We start from the raw sequence: 21798 nt of genomic DNA on the forward strand, positions 1-21798 counted from the left end.
GTCGTCAGTCAACGCTTTTATCCGGAGGATCTACCCGATGGTGCCGGTATGTCGGTTCCTAGCCGGAGCCGCCGGTGCCGAAAGGGTTGACGTGAAAAAGATCCTCATAGCGCTGGCCACCGCCGGCGTGGGTCTGAGCACCGCACTGGTCGCGACACCCGCGACGGCAGCGGCCCCGCAGGCCCCCGACTACTCGCCGCCCGCCCCGGAGTGGACGCAGTGCGCGACCCTCCCGGCGGGCATCGAATGCGCGTTCGTGACGGTCCCCCAGGACTACGACCGGCCGTGGGGCAAGAAGATCAAGGTCGCCGTCTCGCGCAAGAAGGCGACCGACCTGGCGCACTACCAGGGCGCCATCCTGTTCAACCCCGGCGGCCCCGGCGGCAGCGGCCTCGGATACCCGGTGAGCATGCAGACCCGCCTCGGCGCCGCGCTGGCCGCCCAGTACGACCTGATCGGGTTCGACCCCCGCGGCGTCGGCGCCAGTGAGCCCGCGCTGCGCTGCGACCCGACCTACTCCAACCCGGTGCGCCCCGACTACGTCCCCGGCAACCTCCGCGAGGAGCTGGCCTGGGTGAAGAAGGCGCAAGGCTACTCCCGCGCCTGCGACCAGAAGTACGGCGACCTGCTGCGGAACATGACCACGGTCGACGCGGCCAAGGACCTCGACCAGATCCGCAAGGCGCTCGGCCAGCAGCAGATCAGCTACGTCGGCTACTCCTACGGCACCTACCTCGGCGCCACCTACGCCACCCTCTTCCCCTCCAAGGTGCGCCGCCTGGTCCTGGACAGCATCGTCAACCCCGAGCGGGTCTGGTACGACGCCAACATCGACCAGAACCACGCCTTCGAGGCACGCCAGCAGGACTTCTACGCCTGGGTCGCCAAGTACGAGCCCACCTACCACCTCGGCACGACCCCGGCCGAGGTCGAGAAGGCGTTCAACGGCGCCCGCGCCAAGCTCAAGGCCACGCCCGCCGAGGGCAGGGTCGGCCCGTCGGAGCTCGACGACACCTACCTCGCCGGCGGCTACCTGAAGAGCCGGTGGCCGTTCCTCGCCAACGCCCTGTCGAAGTACGTCAACAACGGCGACAACGCCGCGATGGCGACCGCCTACGCCACGTACGGCGACAGCAGCGACGACGACAACACGCTCGCGGTCTACTCGGCCGTGGAGTGCAGCGACGTCCGGTGGCCGCGCGACTGGGGCACCTGGCACCGCGACTGGTGGGAGTCCTACCGCAGCGCCCCGTTCCTGAGCTGGGGCAACGCCTGGTTCAACGCGCAGTGCCAGTCCTGGCCCGTGCCCGGCAAGCAGCCGCCGCGCGTCAACGGCAAGGCGATCAAGAACGCCCTGCTCTTCCAGGACACCAAGGACGCCCCCACGCCCTACCCCGGCGGCGTCGAGATGCACAAGCGCTTCCCGACCTCGCGCCTGGTCGTCATGGACGGCGGCGGCAACCACGGCCTGACCGGCCGGGGCAACGCATGCATCGACGACATCTGGAAGGCGTACCTGACCGACGGCAGCCTGCCGGCGAGCCTGCCCGGCCCCGACGTCCACTGCCCGCCGTTCCCCGACCCGGTGCCGCCGCCCGCCACGCTGCGCGTCGCGCCGACCCCGCAGGACGACTGGGCGCCCGGCGAGCGCTGAACCCCGCCCACGCCCGCTGAATCCGCCCCGCCGGTCCACAAGACCGGCGGGGCGTCTCTTTCCCGCGGGTCCCGTCGCGCCGTGCCTCTCGCGCGCGGGCCACGGCTCTCGGGCGTCCGAACCCGGATGACTCCGGGTACGTCATAGGGATATGCGGATGATGACGGCGATTCTGACGACCGGCACCGTACTGCTGGCCGCGGGGTGCGGTGACGCCCCGACGGCCACGAACCCCGGCCAGGCCGCGAGCTCGGCCATCGTCAGGACGAGCGGCGTGACGACGACACCGGACTCCTCCCCCACAGGGGCCACCGGTGCCAAGCCCACCCGGCCGAAGGGCCACACGGTCGGCACGCACAAGGTGCGCTGGGAGTCGGCCAAGCCGTCCAAGGACGGCCGCAGGATCACGGTCGTGTGGTGGTCGGGCGTCGAGCCCTGCCACACCCTCGACCGGGTGAAGGTCCGCGAGACCTCCCGGCGCGTCACGATCACCCTGTACGAGGGCCAGGCCGCGAAGGCGCGCGACGTCGCCTGCATCGAGATCGCGCTGAAGAAGAGCACGACGGTGAAGCTGAAGGCGCCCCTCGGCGCCCGCGAGATCGTGGACGGCGCGCGCCCCTAGACGCGCCCCCGGGAACATCCCGGACGTCCCACCCGTTGCCGCCATGTGGCCAGGCGCCACCGGCGGGTCACCCGCCCCGCGGCCGAGTCCTGGGCGCACGGTGTCTACTGGCGTCGTCCCACGTCAGGTGTGGGCGGCCGTGCCCGGTCGACCCCCGCCGGCACCCCCCGATACGCGGAATAGAGACGCCCGCCATAGGGTTGAGCCCAGTAGACTCAAGTCGCTTGACAAAGATGCAAGCGAGACACATGATTGAGTCACACAGACTCAACTTTGACTACAAGGACGTACTCATGGCACGTGCGGTAGGTATCGACCTGGGGACGACCAACTCCGTCGTCTCGATCCTTGAGGGCGGTGAGCCCACGGTCATCGCCAACGCGCAGGGCTCGCGGACCACGCCGTCCGTGGTCGCCTTCGCCAAGAACGGCGAGGTGCTGGTCGGCGAGGTCGCCAAGCGGCAGGCCGTCACCAACGTCGACAGGACCATCCGCTCGGTCAAGCGCGAGATGGGCACGAACTGGAACGTCGAGATCGACGGCAAGAAGTTCTCCCCCCAGCAGATCAGCGCGTTCGTGCTCCAGAAGCTCAAGACGGACGCCGAGGCCTACCTCGGTGAGAAGATCACCGACGCGGTGATCACCGTTCCGGCGTACTTCAACGACGCCCAGCGCCAGGCCACCAAGGAGGCCGGCCAGATCGCGGGCCTCAACGTCCTGCGCATCATCAACGAGCCCACCTCGGCCGCTCTGGCCTACGGGCTCGACAAGGAGAAGGACCAGACCATCCTGGTCTTCGACCTCGGCGGCGGCACCTTCGACGTGTCCCTGCTCGACGTCGGCCAGGAGGACGGCCACGGCTTCGTCGAGGTCAAGGCCACCAGCGGTGACAACCACCTGGGCGGCGACGACTGGGACCAGCGCGTCGTGGACGAGCTGGTGACCCGCTTCAAGAACGCCCACGGCGTCGACCTGTCCAAGGACAAGATGGCGCTGCAGCGGCTGCGCGAGGCCGCGGAGAAGGCCAAGATCGAGCTGTCGGCGCAGACCGAGACCTCGGTGAACCTGCCCTACATCACCGCCTCGGCCGAGGGCCCGCTCCACCTCGAGGAGAAGCTGACCCGCGCCGAGTTCCAGCGCATCACCGCCGACCTGCTCGAGCGCTGCAAGGGCCCGTTCCACCAGGTCATCAAGGACGCCGGCATCAAGGTCGCCGACATCGCCCACGTGGTGCTGGTCGGCGGCTCCACCCGCATGCCGGCCGTCAGCGAGCTGGTCAAGGAGCTCACCGGCGGCAAGGAGCCCAACAAGGGCGTCAACCCGGACGAGGTCGTGGCGATCGGCGCCGCGCTCCAGGCCGGTGTCCTCAAGGGTGAGGTGAAGGACGTCCTCCTGCTGGACGTCACCCCGCTGAGCCTCGGCATCGAGACCAAGGGCGGCATCTTCACCAAGATCATCGAGCGGAACACCACGATCCCGACCAAGCGGTCCGAGGTCTTCACCACCGCCGAGGACAACCAGCCGTCGGTCCAGATCCAGGTCTTCCAGGGCGAGCGCGAGATCGCGGCCTACAACAAGAAGCTGGCCACCTTCGAGCTCACCGGCATCGCCCCGGCGCCGCGCGGCATCCCGCAGATCGAGGTCACCTTCGACATCGACGCCAACGGCATCGTCAACGTCGGCGCCAAGGACCTCGGCACCGGCAAGGAGCAGTCGATGGTCATCACCGGCGGCTCGGCCCTGCCGAAGGACGACATCGAGCGCATGATGCGCGAGGCCGAGTCCTACGCCGAGGAGGACAAGAACCGCCGCGAGGAGGCCGAGACGCGCAACAACGCCGACGCCCTCGCCTACCAGACCGAGAAGTTCCTGCGCGAGAACGACGAGAAGGTCCCGGCCGAGGTCAAGACCGAGGTCGAGGAGTCGCTGGCCGAGCTGAAGAAGACCCTGGAGGGCACCGACTCCGCCGCCATCCGCGCGGCGGCCGAGAAGCTCGCCACCGTCAGCCAGAAGATGGGCTCGGCGATCTACGCCCAGTCGCAGGGCGCCCCCGACGCTCCGCAGGACGCCGCGGCCGGTCAGGGCGCGGGCGCCAAGGCGGACGAGGACGTCGTCGAGGCCGAGATCGTCGACGACGAGCCGAAGAAGCGGGAGGGCGGTGCCGCGTGACGTCCCCGAACTCTGGGAGCGAGCACGAGGGCCTGGTCATCCGCGACAACCGGCGCATCGATCCGAAGACCGGGGAGGTGCGTGAGGGGGCGGGGAAGACGCCGGGCCAGGCGTCCCCCGCCGCCCCGGCCGAGGAGGCCAAGCACGACGAAGGTCTGGCCGGGCAGCTCGCCGAGCGCACGGCCGACCTCCAGCGGCTCCAGGCCGAATACGCCAACTATCGCAAGCGGGTCGAGCGCGACCGCGTCACGGTCCGCGAGCAGGCGGTCGCCAACGTGCTGACCGAGCTGCTCCCGGTGCTCGACGACATCGGCAGGGCCCGCGACCACGGCGAGCTGACCGGCGGGTTCGCCAAGGTCAGCGAGGCGCTGGACGCGGCGCTCGGCAAGCTCGGCCTGGTCTCCTACGGCACCAAGGGCGACCCGTTCGACCCGACCGTGCACGAGGCCCTCATCCACAGCTACTCGGCCGACGTCACCGAGACCACCTGCGTCGAGATCCTCCAGCCCGGCTACCGGCTCGGCGAGCGCGTCCTGCGCCCCGCCAGGGTCGCGGTGGCCGAGCCCGAGGAGCCGGCGACGGGCGGCGGGTCCGGCGCGGCCACTTCGGACGAGGCGGGTGAGGCCGCGGCCGACCCCGAGGACAATTGAACGACCACCCCCTTGGCGGACGAAGGAAGCGATAGATGAGCACCAAGGACTACCTGGAGAAGGACTACTACGCGGTCCTTGGTGTGCCGAAGACCGCCACCGCCGACGAGATCAAGAAGGCGTACCGGAGGCTGGCCAGGAAGTACCATCCGGACGCCAACCAGGGCAGCTCCGAGACCGAGGCCAAGTTCAAGCAGGTCTCGGAGGCCTACGACATCCTGTCCGACACCAAGCGCCGCAAGGAGTACGACGAGGCGCGCACGCTGTTCGGGTCGGGTCTCGGCGGATACGCGGGGGGCGGCGCCCCCCGCGGCGGCGGTGGCGGCGGCTTCCCGTTCGACTTCGGCGACCTCTTCGGAGGCACGTCCCAGGGCAGCGGCACGGGCGAGCGGATCGGCGACCTGTTCGGCGGTCTGTTCAACCGTGGCGGGCGCACCTCCACGACCACGTCCCGTCCCCGCCGGGGGCAGGACATCGAGTCCGAGGTCACCATGTCCTTCTCCGAGGCGGTGGACGGCACGACGGTGGCGCTCAGGCTGACCAGCTCCTCGGCCTGTCCCGTGTGCAGCGGCACCGGCGCCAAGGCCGGCACGACCCCGCGGGTCTGCCCGACCTGCGAGGGCACCGGAGCCGCCAGCCGCAACCTCGGCAACTTCGCCTTCTCCGAGCCCTGCCGCGACTGCAAGGGCCGCGGGCTGCTCATCGACGACCCCTGCCCCGTCTGCGAGGGCAGCGGGCGCGGCAAGAGCACCCGCACGCTGCAGGCGCGCATCCCGGCCGGGGTGGCCGACGGCCAGCGCATCCGGCTCAAGGGCAAGGGCGCGCCGGGCGAGAACGGCGGCCCCTCGGGCGACCTGTACGTCCAGATCCACGTCAAACCCCACGCGATCTTCGGCCGCTCCGGCGACAACATGACGATCACGGTTCCCGTCACGTTCACCGAGGCGGCGCTCGGCGCCGAGATCAGGGTCCCGATCCTGCACGGCCAGCCGGTCACCCTGCGCATCCCCGAGGGCACCCCCAACGGGCGCACGTTCCGCGTCCGCGGCCGGGGTGTCACCCGCAAGGACGGCACCAAGGGTGATCTCCTGGTCACCGTGGAGGTCGTGGTGCCCCAGCAGCTCGACGACAAGGAACGGTCGGCGCTGGAAGAGTTCCGCGCGGTCTCCGACGGCGCCGACATCCGTGCCGACCTGCTCAAACAGGCCAGCAGCGAGTAGCCGGAAGGAGGCGACGCCGATGGACGCCAACTACTTCGACCTGTCCGACGACACTCCGGTGTACGTCATCTCGGTCGCCGCCCAGCTTTCCGGGCTGCACCCGCAGACCCTCCGGCAGTACGACCGTCTCGGCCTGGTCAGCCCGGGCCGCACGGCCGGCCGGGGCAGGCTCTATTCCACGCGCGACATCGTGATGCTGCGCGAGGTCCAGCGGCTCTCCCAGGAGGAGGGCATCAACCTGGCCGGCATCAAGCGCATCCTGGCCCTGGAGACCGAGAACCTCCGCATGCGCGAGGAGATCGGACGGCTCCGGAGCGAGGTCGCGATGATCCGCGCGCTGATCCAGTACCAACTGCCGCCCGCGTGATCCCCGCGCCGTCGCGCGGGGCCACGCGGAGCCCGGATCCCGATCACGCCGCCACCCGCGGCGTACACAGACGCCCACGCCGGCGCCCGCGCGCCGGCCGGGGCGGACATATGCCGAGTCGGCTCGACGCCACCGTCCCAGGGGGAGGCGCACGGCGCGCCGACATGCGAGGAAGGCGAGACCAGCGTGGACTACAAGCTGACGCGTAAGAGCCAGGACGCCCTGTCGGGGGCCGTTCGCAGGGCCGCCGCGGAGGGTCACCCCGAGGTCGGGCCGGCACACCTGTTCACCAGCCTGCTCGCCCAGACGGACGGCACCGCCGTACACCTGCTGGAGGCGGTCGGCGCCGACTGGAAGAAGCTGCGCGCGGAGACCGAGCAGCAGCTCGAACAGCTTCCGAAGGCCCAGGGCGCGACCGTCAGCGCGCCGACGTCCTCCCGGCAGCTCCTGGTCGTGCTGAACACCGCCGCCGCCCGGGCCAAGCAGCTGGAGGACGAGTACGTCTCGACCGAGCACCTGCTGGTCGGCCTGGCCGCCGACGGCGGGCGCGTCGCGGAGCTGCTCAAGGCGCAGGGCGCGAGCCCGAACGCCCTGCTGGAGGCGTTCGAGAAGGTGCGCGGCCACGCCCGCGTCACCAGCGAGGACCCCGAGGACACCTACCGCGCGCTGGAGAAGTACGGCGTCGACCTCACCGAGCTCGCCCGGGCGGGCCGGCTCGACCCGGTGATCGGCAGGGACAACGAGATCCGCCGCGTCATCCAGGTGCTGAGCCGCCGCACCAAGAATAACCCCGTGCTGATCGGCGAGCCCGGCGTCGGCAAGACCGCCGTGGTGGACGGCCTGGCCCAGCGCATCGTGGCCGGTGACGTGCCCGAGAGCCTGCGCGGCAAGCGGCTGGTCTCGCTCGACCTCGGCGCGATGGTGGCGGGCGCGAAGTTCCGCGGCGAGTTCGAGGAGCGCCTCAAGGCCGTCCTGAACGAGATCAAGGAGAGCGACGGCCAGGTCGTCACGTTCATCGACGAGCTGCACACGATGGTCGGCGCGGGCGCGGCCGAGGGCGCGATGGACGCCGGCAACATGCTCAAGCCCATGCTGGCCCGGGGCGAGCTGCGCATGATCGGCGCGACCACGCTGGACGAGTACCGCGAGCGCATCGAGAAGGACCCGGCCCTGGAGCGGCGCTTCCAGCAGATCTACGTCGGCGAGCCCAGCGTCGAGGACACGATCGCGATCCTCCGCGGGCTCAAGGGCCGCTACGAGGCCCACCACAAGGTGCAGATCTCCGACGGCGCCCTGGTGGCCGCCGCCACCCTGTCCGACCGCTACATCACCGCCCGTTTCCTGCCCGACAAGGCCATCGACCTGGTCGACGAGGCCGCGAGCCGGCTGCGCATGGAGATCGACTCCCGTCCGGTGGAGATCGACGAGCTGCAGCGCGCCGTGGACCGCCTCAAGATGGAGGAGCTGGCCCTCGCCAAGGAGACCGACGAGGCCAGCGTCCAGCGCCTGGAGAGGCTGCGCAAGGAGCTCGCCGACCGCCAGGAGGACCTGGACCACCTGGTCGTCCGCTGGCAGAAGGAGAAGTCGGGCCTCAACCGGCTCGGCGAGCTGAAGCAGCGCCTGGACGAGACCCGCTCGGCCGCCGAGCGCGCCCAGCGCGACGGCGACTTCGAGGCCGCCTCGCGGCTGATGTACGGCGACGTGCCGCGGCTGGAGAAGGAGCTGGAGGAGGCCAGCGCCCAGGCGCAGCCGGACGACCCGATGGTCAAGGAGGAGGTCGGGGCCGACGACATCGCCCAGGTGATCTCGTCCTGGACGGGCATCCCGGCCGGGCGCCTGCTGGAGGGCGAGTCCGCCAAGCTCCTGCGCATGGAGGACGAGCTGGCCACGAGGCTGGTCGGCCAGCGCGAGGCCGTGCGCGCGGTGTCGGACGCGGTGCGGCGCGCCCGCGCGGGCGTGGCCGACCCCGACCGTCCGACCGGCTCCTTCCTGTTCCTCGGCCCGACGGGCGTCGGCAAGACCGAGCTGGCCAAGGCCCTGGCGGAGTTCCTGTTCGACGACGAGCGGGCCATGACCCGCATCGACATGAGCGAGTACGGCGAGAAGCACAGCGTCGCCCGGCTCGTCGGCGCCCCGCCCGGATACGTCGGCTACGAGGAGGGCGGCCAGCTCACCGAGGCCGTCCGCCGCAGGCCGTACACGGTGGTGCTGCTGGACGAGATCGAGAAGGCGCACCCGGAGGTCTTCGACGTCCTGCTCCAGGTGCTCGACGACGGCCGGCTCACCGACGGCCAGGGCCGCACGGTGGACTTCCGCAACACGATCCTGATACTGACCTCCAACATCGGGTCGCAGTACCTCGTCGACCTCACGCTCGACCCCTTGGGCAAGCGGGACAAGGTCATGCAGGCGGTCAGGTCGTCGTTCAAGCCGGAGTTCCTGAACCGGCTCGACGACGTGATCCTGTTCGACGCGCTCGGCTCCGAGGAGCTGGCGCAGATCGTCGACCTGCAGGTCGCGCGGCTGGCGCGCCGGCTGGCCGACCGCCGCCTCACGCTGACCGTGACGCCCGAGGCCCGCGACTGGCTGGCCCTCACCGGCTACGACCCTCTGTACGGCGCGCGCCCGCTGCGGCGGCTGGTGCAGTCGGCGATCGGCGACAAGCTGGCCAAGAGCCTGCTGGCGGGAGAGATCCACGACGGCGACACGGTCACCGTCGATCTGGACGCGGCCCGCGACACCCTCACCGTCGGCTCGGCGGCGAGCGCGGCCACGGGCTTCTGAGCCCGCCGCCCGCCATCCACCGGGCCTGTCCCGAACGCCTCGCCGGCCACGCCGGCGGGGCGTTCCGCGTTTCCGGCCACCGGAATCGAGCGGGCAGTTGATAATCAGCCGACCATAATTCAATAACCGCGAACACCCTTATCAAAGGATCATTCCCGGCGTAAGGAAAGGAACTGCTCACTTTCCCCGGACTTGACGTATTCGCCGCACCGGGCGTCGGATCGACATAGACATGACGATCCGGCGGAGGGAAGAGCATGTCCATGTCAGCAGGCTCGACGCCCGGCACCGCGCCGTTCCTCGACGTCCTCGACCCGGCGTTCGATTTCCATTCTCCCGAGGTGATCGCGGCCCAGGAGGAGAGCTGGTACGCGGACAGCCCGCTGGGCCCGCTCGTGCTGCGCTACGCCGAGGCGCAGGAGGTCATGCGCGACCGCGGTTTCGACCACAACGGCAAGGGTTTTCTCGCGGAGAACGGCGTGGTGGACGGGCCCGTGTACGACTGGTTCGTCCCGATGATCGTCAATCACGACGGAGCGGAGCACCGCCGCCTGCGCGGCCTGGTGAACAAGGCGTTCACCCCGCGCATGGTCGAGGGCTTACGCCCCTTCATCCGGGCGTGGGCGGAGGAGCTCACCGAGCGCCTGCGCGCCGCGGAGATCTGCGAGTTCGTCGAGCAGTTCAGCGACCCGCTGCCGCTCGCGGTGATGTGCCGGCTGCTCGGCGTCCCCGTCGAGGACTACGAGTTCTTCCGCAGGTGGAGCCCGGAGATCGGCCTGGTCTTCGGCCTGGCGAACGGCGGCGACGTCGCGACGCGCGTGGCGCGGGCCGTCGTCGCGCTGAACGACTACGTCGACGGGCTGATCAAGGACAAGCAGGCCCACCCCGGCGAGGATCTCAGCTCGGCGCTGGTGGCGGCGTGGGAGGGCGGCGGGCGCGTCACCCGGGACGAGCTGCGCAACCTGCTGGTGACGCTGGTGTTCGCCGCCCACGACACGACCCGCCACCAGCTCGCCAACGCGGTGGTCGCCTTCGCCGAGCACCCCGGTCAGTGGGAGCTGCTCGCCCGCGACCCCGGCCTCGCGCCGCGCGCGGTCGAGGAGCTCTTCCGGTACCGCCCGTCCACCACGATCCTCTTCCGGTACGCGATCGAGGATCTGGAGTTCCACGGGCTGCGCGTCGCCAAGGGGACGGCCCTGACGGTGCTCACCCCCGCCGCCCAGCGGGACCCGCGCGTCCACGAGAACGCGCAGGACCTCGACATCACGGCCGTCAGGAGGACGCCCCCGCTCCAGTTCGGCGGCGGCCCGCACCACTGCCTGGGCGCCGCGCTGGCCCGCGCCGAGCTGACCGAGGCGCTTCCCGCGCTCACCGCCCGGCTCGGCCCGCCGTCCCTCGCCGGCCCGGTCGTCTGGACGCCCCCGATCGGCATCTACGGCGCCCTCACCGTGCCCCTGCGCTTCGCCTGAGGCTCTCTTCACATCGGTTCGCCAGGGCCCGGATCGGCGCCGGGAACGCCGTAAGGGAATGCTCATGGTTGGGTCAACGAAACGCTCGCCGCGGACCCGCCCGGATACGTTCAGTGCGCAGGAAAGAACCGAGTGTGACCAGGAGTCTTCATGCGCACTTCATTCATCGCCCGGGGCGCCATCGCCCTGGCCGTGCTCGCCGGAGCGGGCTTGGCCGGGACCGCGGGCGCGTCGGCCGCCGTACCGTGCGGGGAGGGGACGATGACGCCCCTGACGTCGCCGACCACGGTGTACTGCGAGTACACCGCCCCCGGCGCCACGGAGCAGGGCGCGTACGGCGCGACGGAGCCCGGCGCGTACGGCGTCACGGAGCCCACCCCGCCGCGTTTCGCCGCGCCCGGAGGGCTGGACGCGAACGGCGCCGGCGTGCCGGCGGGGTTCGAGAACGCCGGGCGGCCGTCGCGGCTGCTGTCGGGCAGCGCGGCCGTGGCCGGGCTGGCCGACGTCTCCGACCTGTCCGTCGAGTCGCCCCTGCTGAACGGTCTCGGCGTCCGCTGATTCCCTCCGCGGCCCGTGGCGTCCCCGGAGACGTCATGGGCCGCCGCGCGCGGGAGTCAGCAGGGGACGTCGAGCAGGGCGTCCAGGTCGTCCTCGGGGAGGCCGAGGTCCACGCGGATGCGGTAGCGGGTCCGCAGGAGGGCGTCGCGGGTGTCGCGGGCGCCGCCGGCGAGGACGCCCTCGGTGGCCCAGTCGTGCGCCCCGGTGAGGTCGCCATAGGCCAGCAGGGTCTCGGCGACGTGGAGCGCGGTCATCGGGTCGACCCGGCCCTCGGCCTTGATCGAGTCCACCAGCTCGCGGGCCTCGTCCGGGCGGTCGAGCTCGAAGAGGGTGTCGGCGATGCCGGCCCGCGGATCGACGCTGACCTCGCCGCCGTCCTCCAGCGCCCGCTGGAAGCACTCGAGCGCCCGGGCCGGCTGTCCCGCCTGCCGCCATTCCTCGGCGGCCAGCACGAGGATCGCGGCACGGGACACGTCACCGGACCCGTAGCCGCGCGCCAGAGCATCGAGCCGCCCGGCCAAGGCTCCGTGGTCGTCGTCCAGGAGCGCCTGTTCAAGTAGACGATCAAGCTGCTCACGCGTCACATGTGCCACAAGACGAGATTACCGAGCGACGCTCCACTATGCGGGGACAACGGGACGCATTGCTTCGGCCCCGATTCGCACACGTTTGACTACGCGGCGCGTGTCGCACGAGCTGAGGGGGCATATCCGCCGTGCCTGGAAGGTCACCACGCCGTTCTAGGGGGCCGCGATGGACATGTCCTGGCAGACGGCACTCGCCCTGACCTGCGCCGCGGTGCTGGCCGCCGCCGTCCCGGGGACGCTTGGGTACACCACCGCCCGGCTGGAGAAGGCCGACAGCCAGCACGCGGAGGTGCTCCGCCTGCGGGCCGAGATCCGGTCGGCCGAGAGGACCGTCCGGCAGGTCCCCGCCCCATGTGTGGACGGGCGCGCGAGGAACGAGGGGCGCACCGGCGCCGAAGAGCTGCCAGGGTAGCCCGATTTATCCATATAAAGCGTGATCTCCTGCCGCCGGTCAGACGGCCGCGTCGAAGACCTCGCGCAGCCGTGCCGCGAACGCCTTCGGGTGCGAGGTCAGCCCGTTGTGGCCGCCGGGGAACTCCGCGACCTCCGTCCCGAGCAGCAGCGCCAGCTCCTCGGCGCAGGCGTGGTCGAAGAAGCCCCGCGCGGTCGTGCGCCCGGCCGCCGGCACGACACGGGTCGACGTGCCCTTGAGCGCGGCGATGGCCGGGACGTCCAGCTCGCAGTGGCGCGTGGCGGGGATGTCGTGGGTGAAGAAGAAGTGCATGTTGGCGATGCGCTCGCGGGACACCGGCGGCGGCAGCTCGACGTCGGGCTCCCTGTCGGCGAACCCGGCGCCGGTGACCTCGGCCAGCATCTTGAAGGCCGCGCCCCAGCCCTCGTCGCGGTAGGTCTCCTCCAGCCGCGCCAGCACCGCGTCCGCGTCGGCGCGCGCGCCGGGCGTCAGAAGCGACAGCGCGGGCGGCTCGTGCACGACGAGCGTGCCGACCTGCTCAGGGTGGCGGGAGGCGAGGGCGAGGCCGATGAGACCGCCGTAACTGGAGCCCAGCAGCAGCGCCGGCTCGGTCGTGAGCGCGGCCAGCAGGCGGTGGACGTCGTCGGCGTGCCTCTCCACCGTGATGAGGGCGCCCGGATCGCCGGGGACGCTCCTGGACAGGCCCCTGCGGTCGTAGGTGACGACGGTGTGGTCGCGGTCGAGGCGCGCGACCAGGCCCTTGGTGCGCTCGGCGTCGCCCTCGCCGCCCTGGAGCACGAGCAGCAGCGGGCCCGAGCCGCGGACCTCGTGGTACAGGCGCGCGCCGGGCACGTCCAGCATGTCGCTTCTCATGGCGCTCATCGATCTTCCTCCCCCGCGGTGCCTACCCACCGCGATCACTGTGGACACAGACGCATCCGATCCGGATACATCCAAAAAGATACATCCTCTTGGATGTATTCACAAGGATGCATCCAAGAGGATGTATTGTGATCGTGTGAACGGAGTCGAGTTGTTCCTGCTGGGACGCACGTTGATGAAGATCGGTGAGGACGCCCTCCCCACCGAGGGCATCGGCGACCACACGACCAGCGTCCGCACGGTCCTGATCGTCCGCATCGACGTCGCCGAACATCCGGACAGCGCGATCGGCGAGATAGCCGCCAGGACCGGCCTGCCGCAGAGCCGCGTCTCCGAGGCCGTCGCCCGGCTGCGCGCGACCGGCGTCGTCGAGACCGCGCCCGACCCCCGCGACCGCCGGCGCATGCTCGTCCGCCAGTCCTCCGAGATCTCCCCCCGGGCGGCGCAGGTCGCGGCGACCCCGGTGGACGACGCCCTGGCCGCGGCCCTCGGCACCGGCGATCCCGAGCGGGTCGCGCGGGTGGTGGCCCTGCTGGAGTCACTCGCCGAGCAGCTCACGCCCGAGGCGCTGCGGCGCATGCGCCCGGCCCGCTGACCCCCGCCCGGCGAAGGTCAGCTCGTCGCGGCGGGGACCTCGCCGCGCCTGCCGGACAGCGCGTCCCGCTGGGCGCGCAGCTGGCTCGACAGGTACTCGCGGATCAACCGCTTGGCCTCCTCGATCAGCGGCGCGTGGCCCCCCGGGTCGCGGCGGAAGGCCAGCGCCAGCACCGCGCCGCCCGCCTCGACCGCGACGGTGAGGCTGAGGTCCAGGTCCTCGCTGTCGGCCATGCCGAACTCCTGGAGCAGCAGGCCGCGCAGCCGCCCCGCGATGACGGTGTTGTTCTCCGAGGCCGAGTCGAGCAGGTTGAGATCGACGGCGTCGCCGAATCGGAGGGACCGGAACCCTGGAACGGTCCTGTGCATGTCGACGTACTCGTCGATGATGGCGTCCACCGCGTGCCACCAGTCGGGGTACTCGTCCTCCATGAACCGGCGGCCCACCCGCGAGATGAACATCTCGACGTTGCGCTGGGTCAGCGCCTGGGTGATCGCCCGCTTGTCGGGGAAGAACTGGTAGACCGACCCGATCGCGACATCGGCCCTCGCGGCGATGCGCGTCGTGGACAGGGCGTCGTAGCCGGCCTCGTCGAGCAACTCGGCACAGGCGTCGAGCATGCGCTCGACCCGGCGGGCGCTACGACGTTGCGCGGGTTTACGGCGCAGGGGCACCTGCTCGCCGTCGCATTGGGGAGAGGAGAAGCCGGGCACATGTTCATCTTGCCCTCTCCGCGCCAACAGGTCAGTCCTTCCCGGCCAGTCGTCCTATTTCGGAATGCGTTACCGGGCGGCTACGGGGTGGAGGCGAGGCCGGCGCAGCCGCGCAGGGACTTCCAGTTCGTCACCGCGCTCTGCCGCGCGGCGCCGGTGAGGGGAACGGGGATGCCGCCGGTGATGCGTGCCGGGGTCCACTGGTCCTTGAGCACCTTGCGGCCGTTGACGGTCAGCGTGAGCACGCCGGTGGCGCCGGTCTCGGGGCCCGAGTTGTAGAAGACGAAGTTGCCCATGCCGTAGTTGACGTACCGGCCCTTGAGGTAGCCGCTGCCCAGCAGGATGTGGGCGTGCCCGCCGACGATGACGTCGGCGCCCGCGGCGATCAGCTTGGGCGCGAGGGTGAGCTGCGCCGGGTTCGGGCATTTCTGCAGTTCGGTGCCCCAGTGCAGGTGCACGATGACGGTGTCGGACGTCCGGCGCGCCTGCCGCACGGCCTGGATCAGCCGCTCCTCGTTCTTGGCCGAGGCCAGCCCGCCCTGCGTGGAGGTGGCCGTCCAGGACTGGATGAACTCCGAGTCCAGCACCTGGGTGGCCCCGATGATCGCCACGCGGTTGCCGTTGACCGTCTTCCTGAAGGGCTTGTACGCCTCCGCGGCGTTGGCGCCGATGCCGACGATCGGGAACTTCGAGCGGCGGATCGCGGCGAGCGAGTCGCGCAGGCCGCCCTGCATGTAGTCCATGCCGTGGTTGTTGGCCATGGACGCGACGTCGACGCCCGCCGCCTTCAGCGCGGTCAGGGCGCTCGGCGGCGCGCGGAAGGTGAACTGCTTGCCCGGCGCGGGCGTGCCGGCCTGGGTGATCGCCGTCTCCAGGTTGACCATGGACAGGTCGGACTTGCGCAGGACCGCGGAGATCGGGCCGAGCGCCGTGCGCGGGTTCGCCAGCCGGCCGCGCAGCACGCCCTCGAAGTGGACGTCCCCGCCGAAGGAGATCGTGAACGGCTTGCGCGCCGGCTTGGTGGCCTCGGCCTCCGGCGAGCCCTCGGGGGACGTCTTGCCGCCGGACGTGGGCGAGGGCGACGCCGACTCCGCCGCGGAGCAGGCCACGACGGCCGGTCCGGCGATCACGGCCGCCAGGAGCGCGAGAGCGGCCCGCCGGGCGGAACGGGTCATGCGACGGACCTCGATCGGCACGGGAGGCGGTACTCGGACGAACCGGGGGCAGGGGACAGAGGACAGGGGACGGGCTGGCTTCTCATCGTCCCAAGAGCATGCCATCTCCCGCTCCCGGATGGACACCGCCACCCGGCGAAATCGCCTCAGTTGAATGGTTCCCTTACTTGAATCATTCGTGTTTAGCGCCTAGGGTGCAGGTGGTGGGGGATGTGGACCGGCCACGGGCCGGACAGGCGTCCCTCCAGTCGGAGTCAATGGCCAAGGAGCCGCACTCCATCGACGACGATACGGAGGACCACGCGATGACCATCCGGCCATACACGACCACGGACGCGGGCGTTCCCGCCCCGAGCGACGAGTTCTCGCTCTCCGTGGGCCCGAACGGGCCCCTGCTCCTGCAGGACCACTACGTCATCCAGAAGATGGCGCAGTTCAACCGCGAGCGGGTGCCCGAGCGCGTCGTGCACGCCAAGGGCGGCGGCGCGTACGGCGTGCTGCGGATCACCGAGGACGTCAGCCAGTTCACCAAGGCGGGCCTGTTCCAGAAGGGCGAGGAGACCGACCTCTTCCTGCGCTTCTCCACGGTCGCGGGCGAGCTCGGCAGCGCGGACACCCAGCGCGACCCGCGCGGCTTCGCGATCAAGTTCTACACCGACGAGGGCAACTACGACCTGGTCGGCAACAACACCCCGATCTTCTTCATCCGCGACCCCTCGAAGTTCTCCGACTTCATCCACAGCCAGAAGCGCCGCGCGGACAACAACCTGCGCGACCACAACATGCAGTGGGACTTCTGGACCCTCTCCCCCGAGTCGGCGCACCAGGTCACCTTCCTGATGACCGACCGGGGCACGCCGAAGAGCTGGCGGAACATGCACGGCTTCGGCTCGCACACCTTCCTCTGGTACAACGCGGCGGGCGAGAAGTTCTGGGTGAAGTACCACTTCAAGACCGACCAGGGCATCGAGAACTTCACCGACGCCGAGGCCGGCGCGGTCATCGCCCAGGACGCCGACTACCACATCCGCGACCTGTTCACCGCGATCAAGAACGGCGACCACCCGTCGTGGACGGTGAACGTGCAGGTCATGCCGTTCGAGGCGGCTGCGGACTACCGGTTCAACCCGTTCGATCTGACCAAGGTCTGGCCGCACGCCGACTACCCGGAGATCACGATCGGGAAGCTCACCCTGACCCGGAACCCGGAGAACTACTTCGCCGAGGTCGAGCAGGCCGCCTTCGAGCCCGCCAACCTCGTCCCCGGCATCGCCGCCTCGCCGGACAAGATGCTCCAGGGGCGCCTGTTCTCCTACCCGGACACCCACCGGTACCGCATCGGGGCGAACTACCTCCAGCTCCCGGTGAACCGGCCGAAGGCGCCCGTCCACAGCTACAACAAGGACGGCGCGATGCGCTACAGCAACCCCGGCGACCCGGTGTACGCGCCGAACTCGGCGAACGGCCCCGCCGCCGACCCGTCGTTCTTCGCGGGCGAGAGCTACCAGGTCGCGGGTGAGATCATCCGCAGCGCCTACCGCAAGCACGCCGAGGACGACGACTTCGTCCAGCCGCGCGCCCTCTGGGAGAACGTGCTGTCGGACACCGATCGGGAGCACCTGGTGGGCAACATCGTCGGCCACGCCTCCGCCCCCGAGGTCACCGGCGACATGAAGAAGCGCGTGGTGGAGTACTGGACCAACGTCCACAAGGACCTCGGCCACGGCGTCGCCGCCGGCCTCGGCCTCGCCTGACCCTGCTCTCCGGGTGAGCCCCGGCTCGCAGAACGGCTCGCGCCCCACACGGGCGCGAGCCGTTCGCCGTCTCGCGGCGGGCTCAGCGCCGGGCGCCGGCGATGTCACGGATCAGCAGGCGCGAGTCCGCCTCGTCGAGGGCGACGGCGCACAGGTGGTCGAAGGCGCGCTCGTAGCCGCGGACCTGGCCGGCGTCGGAGACGAGGCGCGTGCCGAGGATCTCCTCCAGGTAGACGACGGCGGGGAGGTCGGGGAACCGCAGGTGGACGAACTGGCCGGCCGTCATGGGGTGCGGGGACTCCTCGGCGAGGACCCGGAGCCGCACCTGCTCCGACCTGCTCATCTCCACGAGGTGGCGGAGTTGGTCGCGCAGCACCCGGGCGTCGCCGAGCGGGCGCCGCAGCGCGGACGCGTGCACCACGGCCGTGAAGGTGAACGGGCGCGACCCGTCGAGCAGATACTCCTGCCGCGCCTTCAACGCCTCCAGCCGCCGCGCGACGGTGGTCTCGGCAACCGGCTCGATCGCGTGCATGCCCTTCATCACCAGCCGGGCGTAGTCATGCGTCCGTAACAGCGCCGGGATCACCTGAGACTCCCACTCCCACGCCCGGTCGGCCTCGGCCTCCCGGTCCAGCAACTCCAGCGCGGGGGCGGCCAGCACTCCGCGGTACTCGTCGTACCAGCGCCGCCGCCCGGCGTCCCGGTACAGGCCGAACACCTCCTGCCGCACGCCCGGAGCGGCGCCGTACAACGTCAGGAGGTCCTCCACGTCGCCCACGGAGGGAAAGGTCCTGGCCGTCTCGATCCGGCTCACCTTCGCCGCGGACCATCCGAGCCGGGCCGCGGCCGCGTCGCCGACCATCCCCGCGCGCTCCCGGAGCCGCCGCAGCCGCAGCCCCAGCCGCACCCTCCGGACCGAAGGATTTCCCCGCTCCACCACTCCGGCCTCCCGTCCTGGGACATCAGGGGGATCGCGCCCCCTCGTCACCACGGCGGGGAATCTGCGATCTTGCAAATTGCACATATGATTACGTCGCAAACCATCCGTGACTATACCCCTCAAGTTGCCATGTAATCGGATACGCAAGCAGTCGTCACGTCTGCGCGAAGACGGTCAGCGGCCACGCGATCATCAGCGGGCACGAAAAAAGGCCCCGTCCTGTGACGGACGGGACCCTCCAGGAGCTGGGGCGTCAGCCCGCCTTTATGCTGCGGACGAAATCGTTCCACGCCACCCTCCCGCAGGCCACGACGGCACCGCGCGGGTTCTTGGTGTCGCGCACGAGAACCTGTGCGCCGGCACCGACGCCGACCGCTACGCAATTACCGTTGACGCTGTAGGAGCTTTTACGCCAGTCCCTACATCCGCTGCCCGTAACGGACATTCGTGACCTCCACCCCAGAAGACAGCAAAGGAGTACTTGCATCATGAGCTTCAGCGGGGCGGGACGCAAGATTCCAGCGGGATAGCCTGCCGGATCAGGCTTTCAGCTCGGCCATGAAAGCCGCCATTTCCCGGCGCGGAACGCGCAGCTCGGGCCCCCCGGGGTTCTTACTGTCGCGGACGCCGACGAGATCGGCGCCCACCGCCGCGATCTCCACACAGTTGCCGTTCGCGCTCCGCCTGCTCTTGCGCCACACGAGGCCGGCGCCGTCGGTCGTTTGCATAGTATTCCCTTTCCGGGCATGTGCCGGCAGCTCGCGCCCCCCGATGAAGCGTTTCACTCAGTGCCAGCGTTCGGACAGTGTCTTTTTGATGAACTCACGGGATGTGGGTTCGTCCAGCGCCAGCTTGAGCAGATGATCAAAGGCCCGTGCGTACGCGAATACCTGTTCCGTGTCCTGGACCATGCGCGACCCGAAGTACTCTTCGAGATAAACGACGTCCGGAAAGTCAGGGAACTGGAGATACAGAAACGGGCCCGTCGGCATCAGGGGAGGCGTCCCCTGCGCCAGGATCCTCATCTCCACGTGCGGAAGCTCCGAGATCTCGATCAGGTGTTCCAGCTGTTCCCGCATCACTTCGTCCCCCCCGAACCGGCGCGTCAGCACCGAGTCCTCGAAGACGGCGAAGAAGCCGACGGGATTGGACTCCAGCAGGAGAGTCTGCTTGCGCCGCATCCGCGCCGCCGCCCGGTCGCGCTGCCATTTGGGGGGAATCTGGATCACCGGCTGCCACGACTCGAACAGCGCCCGCGCGTACGCCTCCGTCTGCAACAGCCCCGGCACAACCTGGGGTTCCCAGTTGCGCAGCTCCACCGCCTCCGATTCGAGGTCGATGAGCTCCACGGTCGGTTCGGGCAAGGAACTGCGGTACTCGTCCCACCAGCCCTTCTGGGCGGCGCTCCGGCGGAGGTCCACCAAGTCCCGCCGCAGGGCCGGCTCGGCCTCGTACAGCTCCAAGAGGGCGTCGACGTCCTTGGGCGTGGGAAACGTCTTCGCGGTCTCGATCCGGCTTACTTTCGCGGCGGACCAGCCCAGTCTGGTCGCCGCGTCCTCGCCGATCATGTCGGCGCGCTCGCGCAGCCGCCGGAGTTCCCGGCCGAGCCGCTGACGGCGGAGAGAAGGACTGCCACGGTCAGGCACACGGCCTCCTCGTCGAGACACGGGTGGTGGGCGCAGGCGTCGTCGCCTCCACGGACCTGATCCTAGCCGCTCCCCCGTGCAACTTGCACATTCAGTTGCACGGCATCAGATGAAATCACTTTCAGATTTTCTTGCGGACGGCCTTGCAAGGCAATATGCCATGAGGGAGCATTTGAGAAGTAGAACCCCGGGAGATCCGGGAAGGGGGGCCAAATGATCTCGTGCGGAGATGACCAGGGGACGTCATTCGATCATGTCCGCCTCCGGCGTCATTCCCACGCCCGATTCCGCAGCGCCCACACCACGGACAACGACTTCAAAGAGAGGAAAGATCGGGAACGCCGGCATCTGCCAGATGGGGGATGAAACGCCCTTTTTGGGCGTGTACTAAAGCCGGGCCGAAGGCTGCCACCTGTCGACCCGGCCGTTACGAGAACTCCGTCCCAAGCCAAAGTCAGGAGTCTCCGATGAGTCACCACGGTACCAAGCAATTGTCGCGAATCAAGAACTACTTGGCCCGATTACTGGAACGTGCCGACCGGGCCATCTGCGCCGAACCGGACGAGCGGGCGCGAAAGCACGGCTGGACGGTCACGCGTACCGGATTCGGCGCGAGGAGCTACCGGGACCCGCGCTTCGACCGGTTGCGCGGCGCCGGCGGGCCCGGCACCCCTCCCGAGGACGGCCCGCGCGCCGTGCGCACCCGGCCGGCGGCCGGGCGCGACGACCTCCTCTACGCCACCCCCCGGCGCGTCGTCCCCACCGGGAGGGATCGGTCATGAACCCGCGCAACACGCGGCACGGCTCCTACCACCACGTCGCGCCGCCTCCCCCGCCCGGAGCCCTCACCCGGCTGTGGCGCAGGCGTAGCGAGGTCCTCCTGGTCACCGGTGCGGTCGCGTTCGGCGTGGGGGCGTACGCGGCGCACGGCTGGATCGGGTTCGGGCTGCTCACGGGCCTGGTCGCCGCCCCGGCGACGGTCAGGGCCGGGCGCAGCCGGTTCGTGGCGCACTTCTGGTGCGTCTACTCGCGGCGCCGCATGCAGCGGGTGTTCATGAACACCTCGCTGCAGACCCCCGCCGGCCGCGTCCCGCTCATCCTCTGGATCACCCCGGCGCAGGCGGGCGAGAAGGCGCTGATCCTGTGCCGGGCGGGCATCAGCCCGGAGTCCTTCCACGCCTACGCCCCCGAACTGGCGGCGGCCTGCGGCGCGAGCGAGGCGCGGGTGTCCCGGCACCGTAAGTGGTCCAACCTGGTGACGGTCGAGATCGTCCGGCGCGCGACCGTCCCCGCGCGGTCACCCGTGGGCGTCCACCGGCTGATCTCGAACCCGTACTCCTGGGAGTCGCTGGACGTCTCCTCCCCGGAGGCGTTCCCGGAGATCGCCGGGCGCGCGGAGCGCCACGACCGGCCCGGAGAGGTGCTGACCTGGCACTGAACCGCACGAGGCCCTGCCGGCGGACGGCCCTGACGGCGCACGGCCGTCCGGGCCCTTCGCCGTCCGTCTCCCTCTCCGGTCCCCTCTCCGGTTCGTCTCCGGCGGCGTGCCGGCCGGGCCGTGCCCCTCGCCTGACACGCCTGGGAACGGCGATGCCGGGCGGT

General features: G+C 70.3%; 21 protein-coding genes and 1 pseudogene. 14 read left to right on the forward strand and 8 right to left on the reverse strand.

What is annotated here, in order from left to right:
• The first annotated feature begins 91 nt into the window (after nucleotides 1-91).
• The 9 genes and pseudogenes from BJ981_RS06170 (at nucleotide 92) to BJ981_RS06210 (ending at nucleotide 11492) form a co-directional block, all read left to right on the forward strand.
• A complete protein-coding gene (locus BJ981_RS06170; protein WP_204070349.1) occupies nucleotides 92-1654 on the forward strand; it encodes an alpha/beta hydrolase in 1563 nt (520 codons plus the stop codon).
• A 157-nt stretch (nucleotides 1655-1811) separates the two neighbouring features.
• Complete coding sequence (locus BJ981_RS06175) at nucleotides 1812-2276, forward strand: hypothetical protein (protein ID WP_184608851.1); 465 nt, start codon at nucleotides 1812-1814, stop codon at nucleotides 2274-2276.
• 293 nt (nucleotides 2277-2569) lie between these two features.
• On the forward strand, nucleotides 2570-4444 hold the full coding sequence (dnaK, locus tag BJ981_RS06180; RefSeq protein WP_184608853.1) for a molecular chaperone DnaK: 1875 nt from the start codon (nucleotides 2570-2572) through the stop codon (nucleotides 4442-4444).
• Nucleotides 4441-5094, forward strand: coding sequence for a nucleotide exchange factor GrpE (gene grpE / locus BJ981_RS06185; protein WP_184608855.1), 654 nt, complete (start codon nucleotides 4441-4443; stop codon nucleotides 5092-5094). Before dnaK ends, grpE begins: the two co-directional genes overlap by 4 nt.
• Before the next feature lie 35 nt (nucleotides 5095-5129).
• A complete protein-coding gene (dnaJ, locus tag BJ981_RS06190; protein WP_184608856.1) occupies nucleotides 5130-6314 on the forward strand; it encodes a molecular chaperone DnaJ in 1185 nt (394 codons plus the stop codon).
• A gap of 19 nt (nucleotides 6315-6333) precedes the next feature.
• Nucleotides 6334-6586: pseudogene (locus BJ981_RS06195) on the forward strand (heat shock protein transcriptional repressor HspR); the annotation flags it as partial.
• Nucleotides 6587-6867: 281 nt separating this feature from the next.
• On the forward strand, nucleotides 6868-9465 hold the full coding sequence (clpB, locus tag BJ981_RS06200) for an ATP-dependent chaperone ClpB (RefSeq protein ID WP_184608859.1): 2598 nt from the start codon (nucleotides 6868-6870) through the stop codon (nucleotides 9463-9465).
• Between the two features lie 257 nt (nucleotides 9466-9722).
• Entirely contained in the window at nucleotides 9723-10934 is a 1212-nt protein-coding gene (locus BJ981_RS06205) for a cytochrome P450 (protein ID WP_204070348.1), read from the forward strand.
• Nucleotides 10935-11084: 150 nt separating this feature from the next.
• Nucleotides 11085-11492 (forward strand): hypothetical protein, encoded by a 408-nt coding sequence (locus BJ981_RS06210; RefSeq protein WP_184608861.1) that lies wholly within the window; start codon nucleotides 11085-11087, stop codon nucleotides 11490-11492.
• Between the two features lie 56 nt (nucleotides 11493-11548).
• Here the strand turns inward: BJ981_RS06210 and BJ981_RS06215 are convergent, their stop codons facing one another.
• The gene (locus tag BJ981_RS06215) at nucleotides 11549-12085 is read right to left on the reverse strand and encodes a tetratricopeptide repeat protein (RefSeq protein WP_204070347.1); all 537 of its coding nucleotides are present in this window, start codon (nucleotides 12083-12085) and stop codon (nucleotides 11549-11551) included.
• Nucleotides 12086-12245: 160 nt separating this feature from the next.
• Here BJ981_RS06215 and BJ981_RS06220 point away from each other — a divergent pair, with 160 nt between their 5' ends.
• Nucleotides 12246-12491 (forward strand): hypothetical protein, encoded by a 246-nt coding sequence (locus tag BJ981_RS06220; protein WP_184608863.1) that lies wholly within the window; start codon nucleotides 12246-12248, stop codon nucleotides 12489-12491.
• A gap of 39 nt (nucleotides 12492-12530) precedes the next feature.
• On the opposite strand, the gene BJ981_RS06225 is transcribed toward BJ981_RS06220, so the two are convergent.
• Nucleotides 12531-13373 carry an alpha/beta fold hydrolase gene (locus BJ981_RS06225; protein WP_204070346.1) on the reverse strand — a complete coding sequence of 281 codons (843 nt, stop codon included), beginning with the start codon at nucleotides 13371-13373 and terminating at the stop codon, nucleotides 12531-12533.
• Nucleotides 13374-13509: 136 nt separating this feature from the next.
• On the opposite strand from BJ981_RS06225, the gene BJ981_RS06230 reads away from it, so the two are divergent.
• The gene (locus BJ981_RS06230; RefSeq protein ID WP_239139333.1) at nucleotides 13510-13968 is read left to right on the forward strand and encodes a MarR family winged helix-turn-helix transcriptional regulator; all 459 of its coding nucleotides are present in this window, start codon (nucleotides 13510-13512) and stop codon (nucleotides 13966-13968) included.
• Between the two features lie 17 nt (nucleotides 13969-13985).
• Here BJ981_RS06230 and BJ981_RS06235 read toward each other — a convergent pair whose 3' ends face one another.
• Together BJ981_RS06235 and BJ981_RS06240 are read right to left on the reverse strand one after the other, a co-directional pair.
• Nucleotides 13986-14588 carry a TetR/AcrR family transcriptional regulator gene (locus tag BJ981_RS06235; protein WP_184615715.1) on the reverse strand — a complete coding sequence of 201 codons (603 nt, stop codon included), beginning with the start codon at nucleotides 14586-14588 and terminating at the stop codon, nucleotides 13986-13988.
• A 173-nt stretch (nucleotides 14589-14761) separates the two neighbouring features.
• The gene (locus tag BJ981_RS06240; RefSeq protein ID WP_184608865.1) at nucleotides 14762-15856 is read right to left on the reverse strand and encodes a CapA family protein; all 1095 of its coding nucleotides are present in this window, start codon (nucleotides 15854-15856) and stop codon (nucleotides 14762-14764) included.
• Nucleotides 15857-16161: 305 nt separating this feature from the next.
• Here BJ981_RS06240 and BJ981_RS06245 point away from each other — a divergent pair, with 305 nt between their 5' ends.
• Nucleotides 16162-17610, forward strand: coding sequence for a catalase (locus BJ981_RS06245; protein WP_184608867.1), 1449 nt, complete (start codon nucleotides 16162-16164; stop codon nucleotides 17608-17610).
• Nucleotides 17611-17692: 82 nt separating this feature from the next.
• Here the strand turns inward: BJ981_RS06245 and BJ981_RS39050 are convergent, their stop codons facing one another.
• The 4 genes from BJ981_RS39050 to BJ981_RS06265 all read right to left on the reverse strand — a co-directional run bounded on the left by BJ981_RS39050 (nucleotide 17693) and on the right by BJ981_RS06265 (nucleotide 20196).
• Nucleotides 17693-18517 carry a helix-turn-helix domain-containing protein gene (locus BJ981_RS39050; protein WP_184608869.1) on the reverse strand — a complete coding sequence of 275 codons (825 nt, stop codon included), beginning with the start codon at nucleotides 18515-18517 and terminating at the stop codon, nucleotides 17693-17695.
• A 286-nt stretch (nucleotides 18518-18803) separates the two neighbouring features.
• Nucleotides 18804-19040, reverse strand: a complete 237-nt coding sequence (locus BJ981_RS06255; RefSeq protein WP_311745339.1) for a DUF397 domain-containing protein — start codon at nucleotides 19038-19040, stop codon at nucleotides 18804-18806.
• Between the two features lie 49 nt (nucleotides 19041-19089).
• Nucleotides 19090-19278, reverse strand: coding sequence for a DUF397 domain-containing protein (locus BJ981_RS06260; RefSeq protein WP_184608873.1), 189 nt, complete (start codon nucleotides 19276-19278; stop codon nucleotides 19090-19092).
• Between the two features lie 57 nt (nucleotides 19279-19335).
• Nucleotides 19336-20196 (reverse strand): helix-turn-helix domain-containing protein, encoded by an 861-nt coding sequence (locus BJ981_RS06265; protein WP_184608875.1) that lies wholly within the window; start codon nucleotides 20194-20196, stop codon nucleotides 19336-19338.
• Nucleotides 20197-20663: 467 nt separating this feature from the next.
• Between BJ981_RS06265 and BJ981_RS06270 the strand changes: the two genes are divergently transcribed.
• Both BJ981_RS06270 and BJ981_RS06275 read left to right on the forward strand, forming a co-directional pair.
• Complete coding sequence (locus tag BJ981_RS06270) at nucleotides 20664-20978, forward strand: hypothetical protein (protein WP_184608877.1); 315 nt, start codon at nucleotides 20664-20666, stop codon at nucleotides 20976-20978.
• The gene (locus tag BJ981_RS06275; RefSeq protein WP_184608878.1) at nucleotides 20975-21634 is read left to right on the forward strand and encodes a hypothetical protein; all 660 of its coding nucleotides are present in this window, start codon (nucleotides 20975-20977) and stop codon (nucleotides 21632-21634) included. The genes BJ981_RS06270 and BJ981_RS06275 overlap by 4 nt, the downstream gene beginning before the upstream one ends.
• Nucleotides 21635-21798: the final 164 nt, after the last annotated feature.

It is taken from the genome of Sphaerisporangium krabiense (genome assembly GCF_014200435.1).
Lineage (GTDB): Bacteria > Actinomycetota > Actinomycetes > Streptosporangiales > Streptosporangiaceae > Sphaerisporangium > Sphaerisporangium krabiense.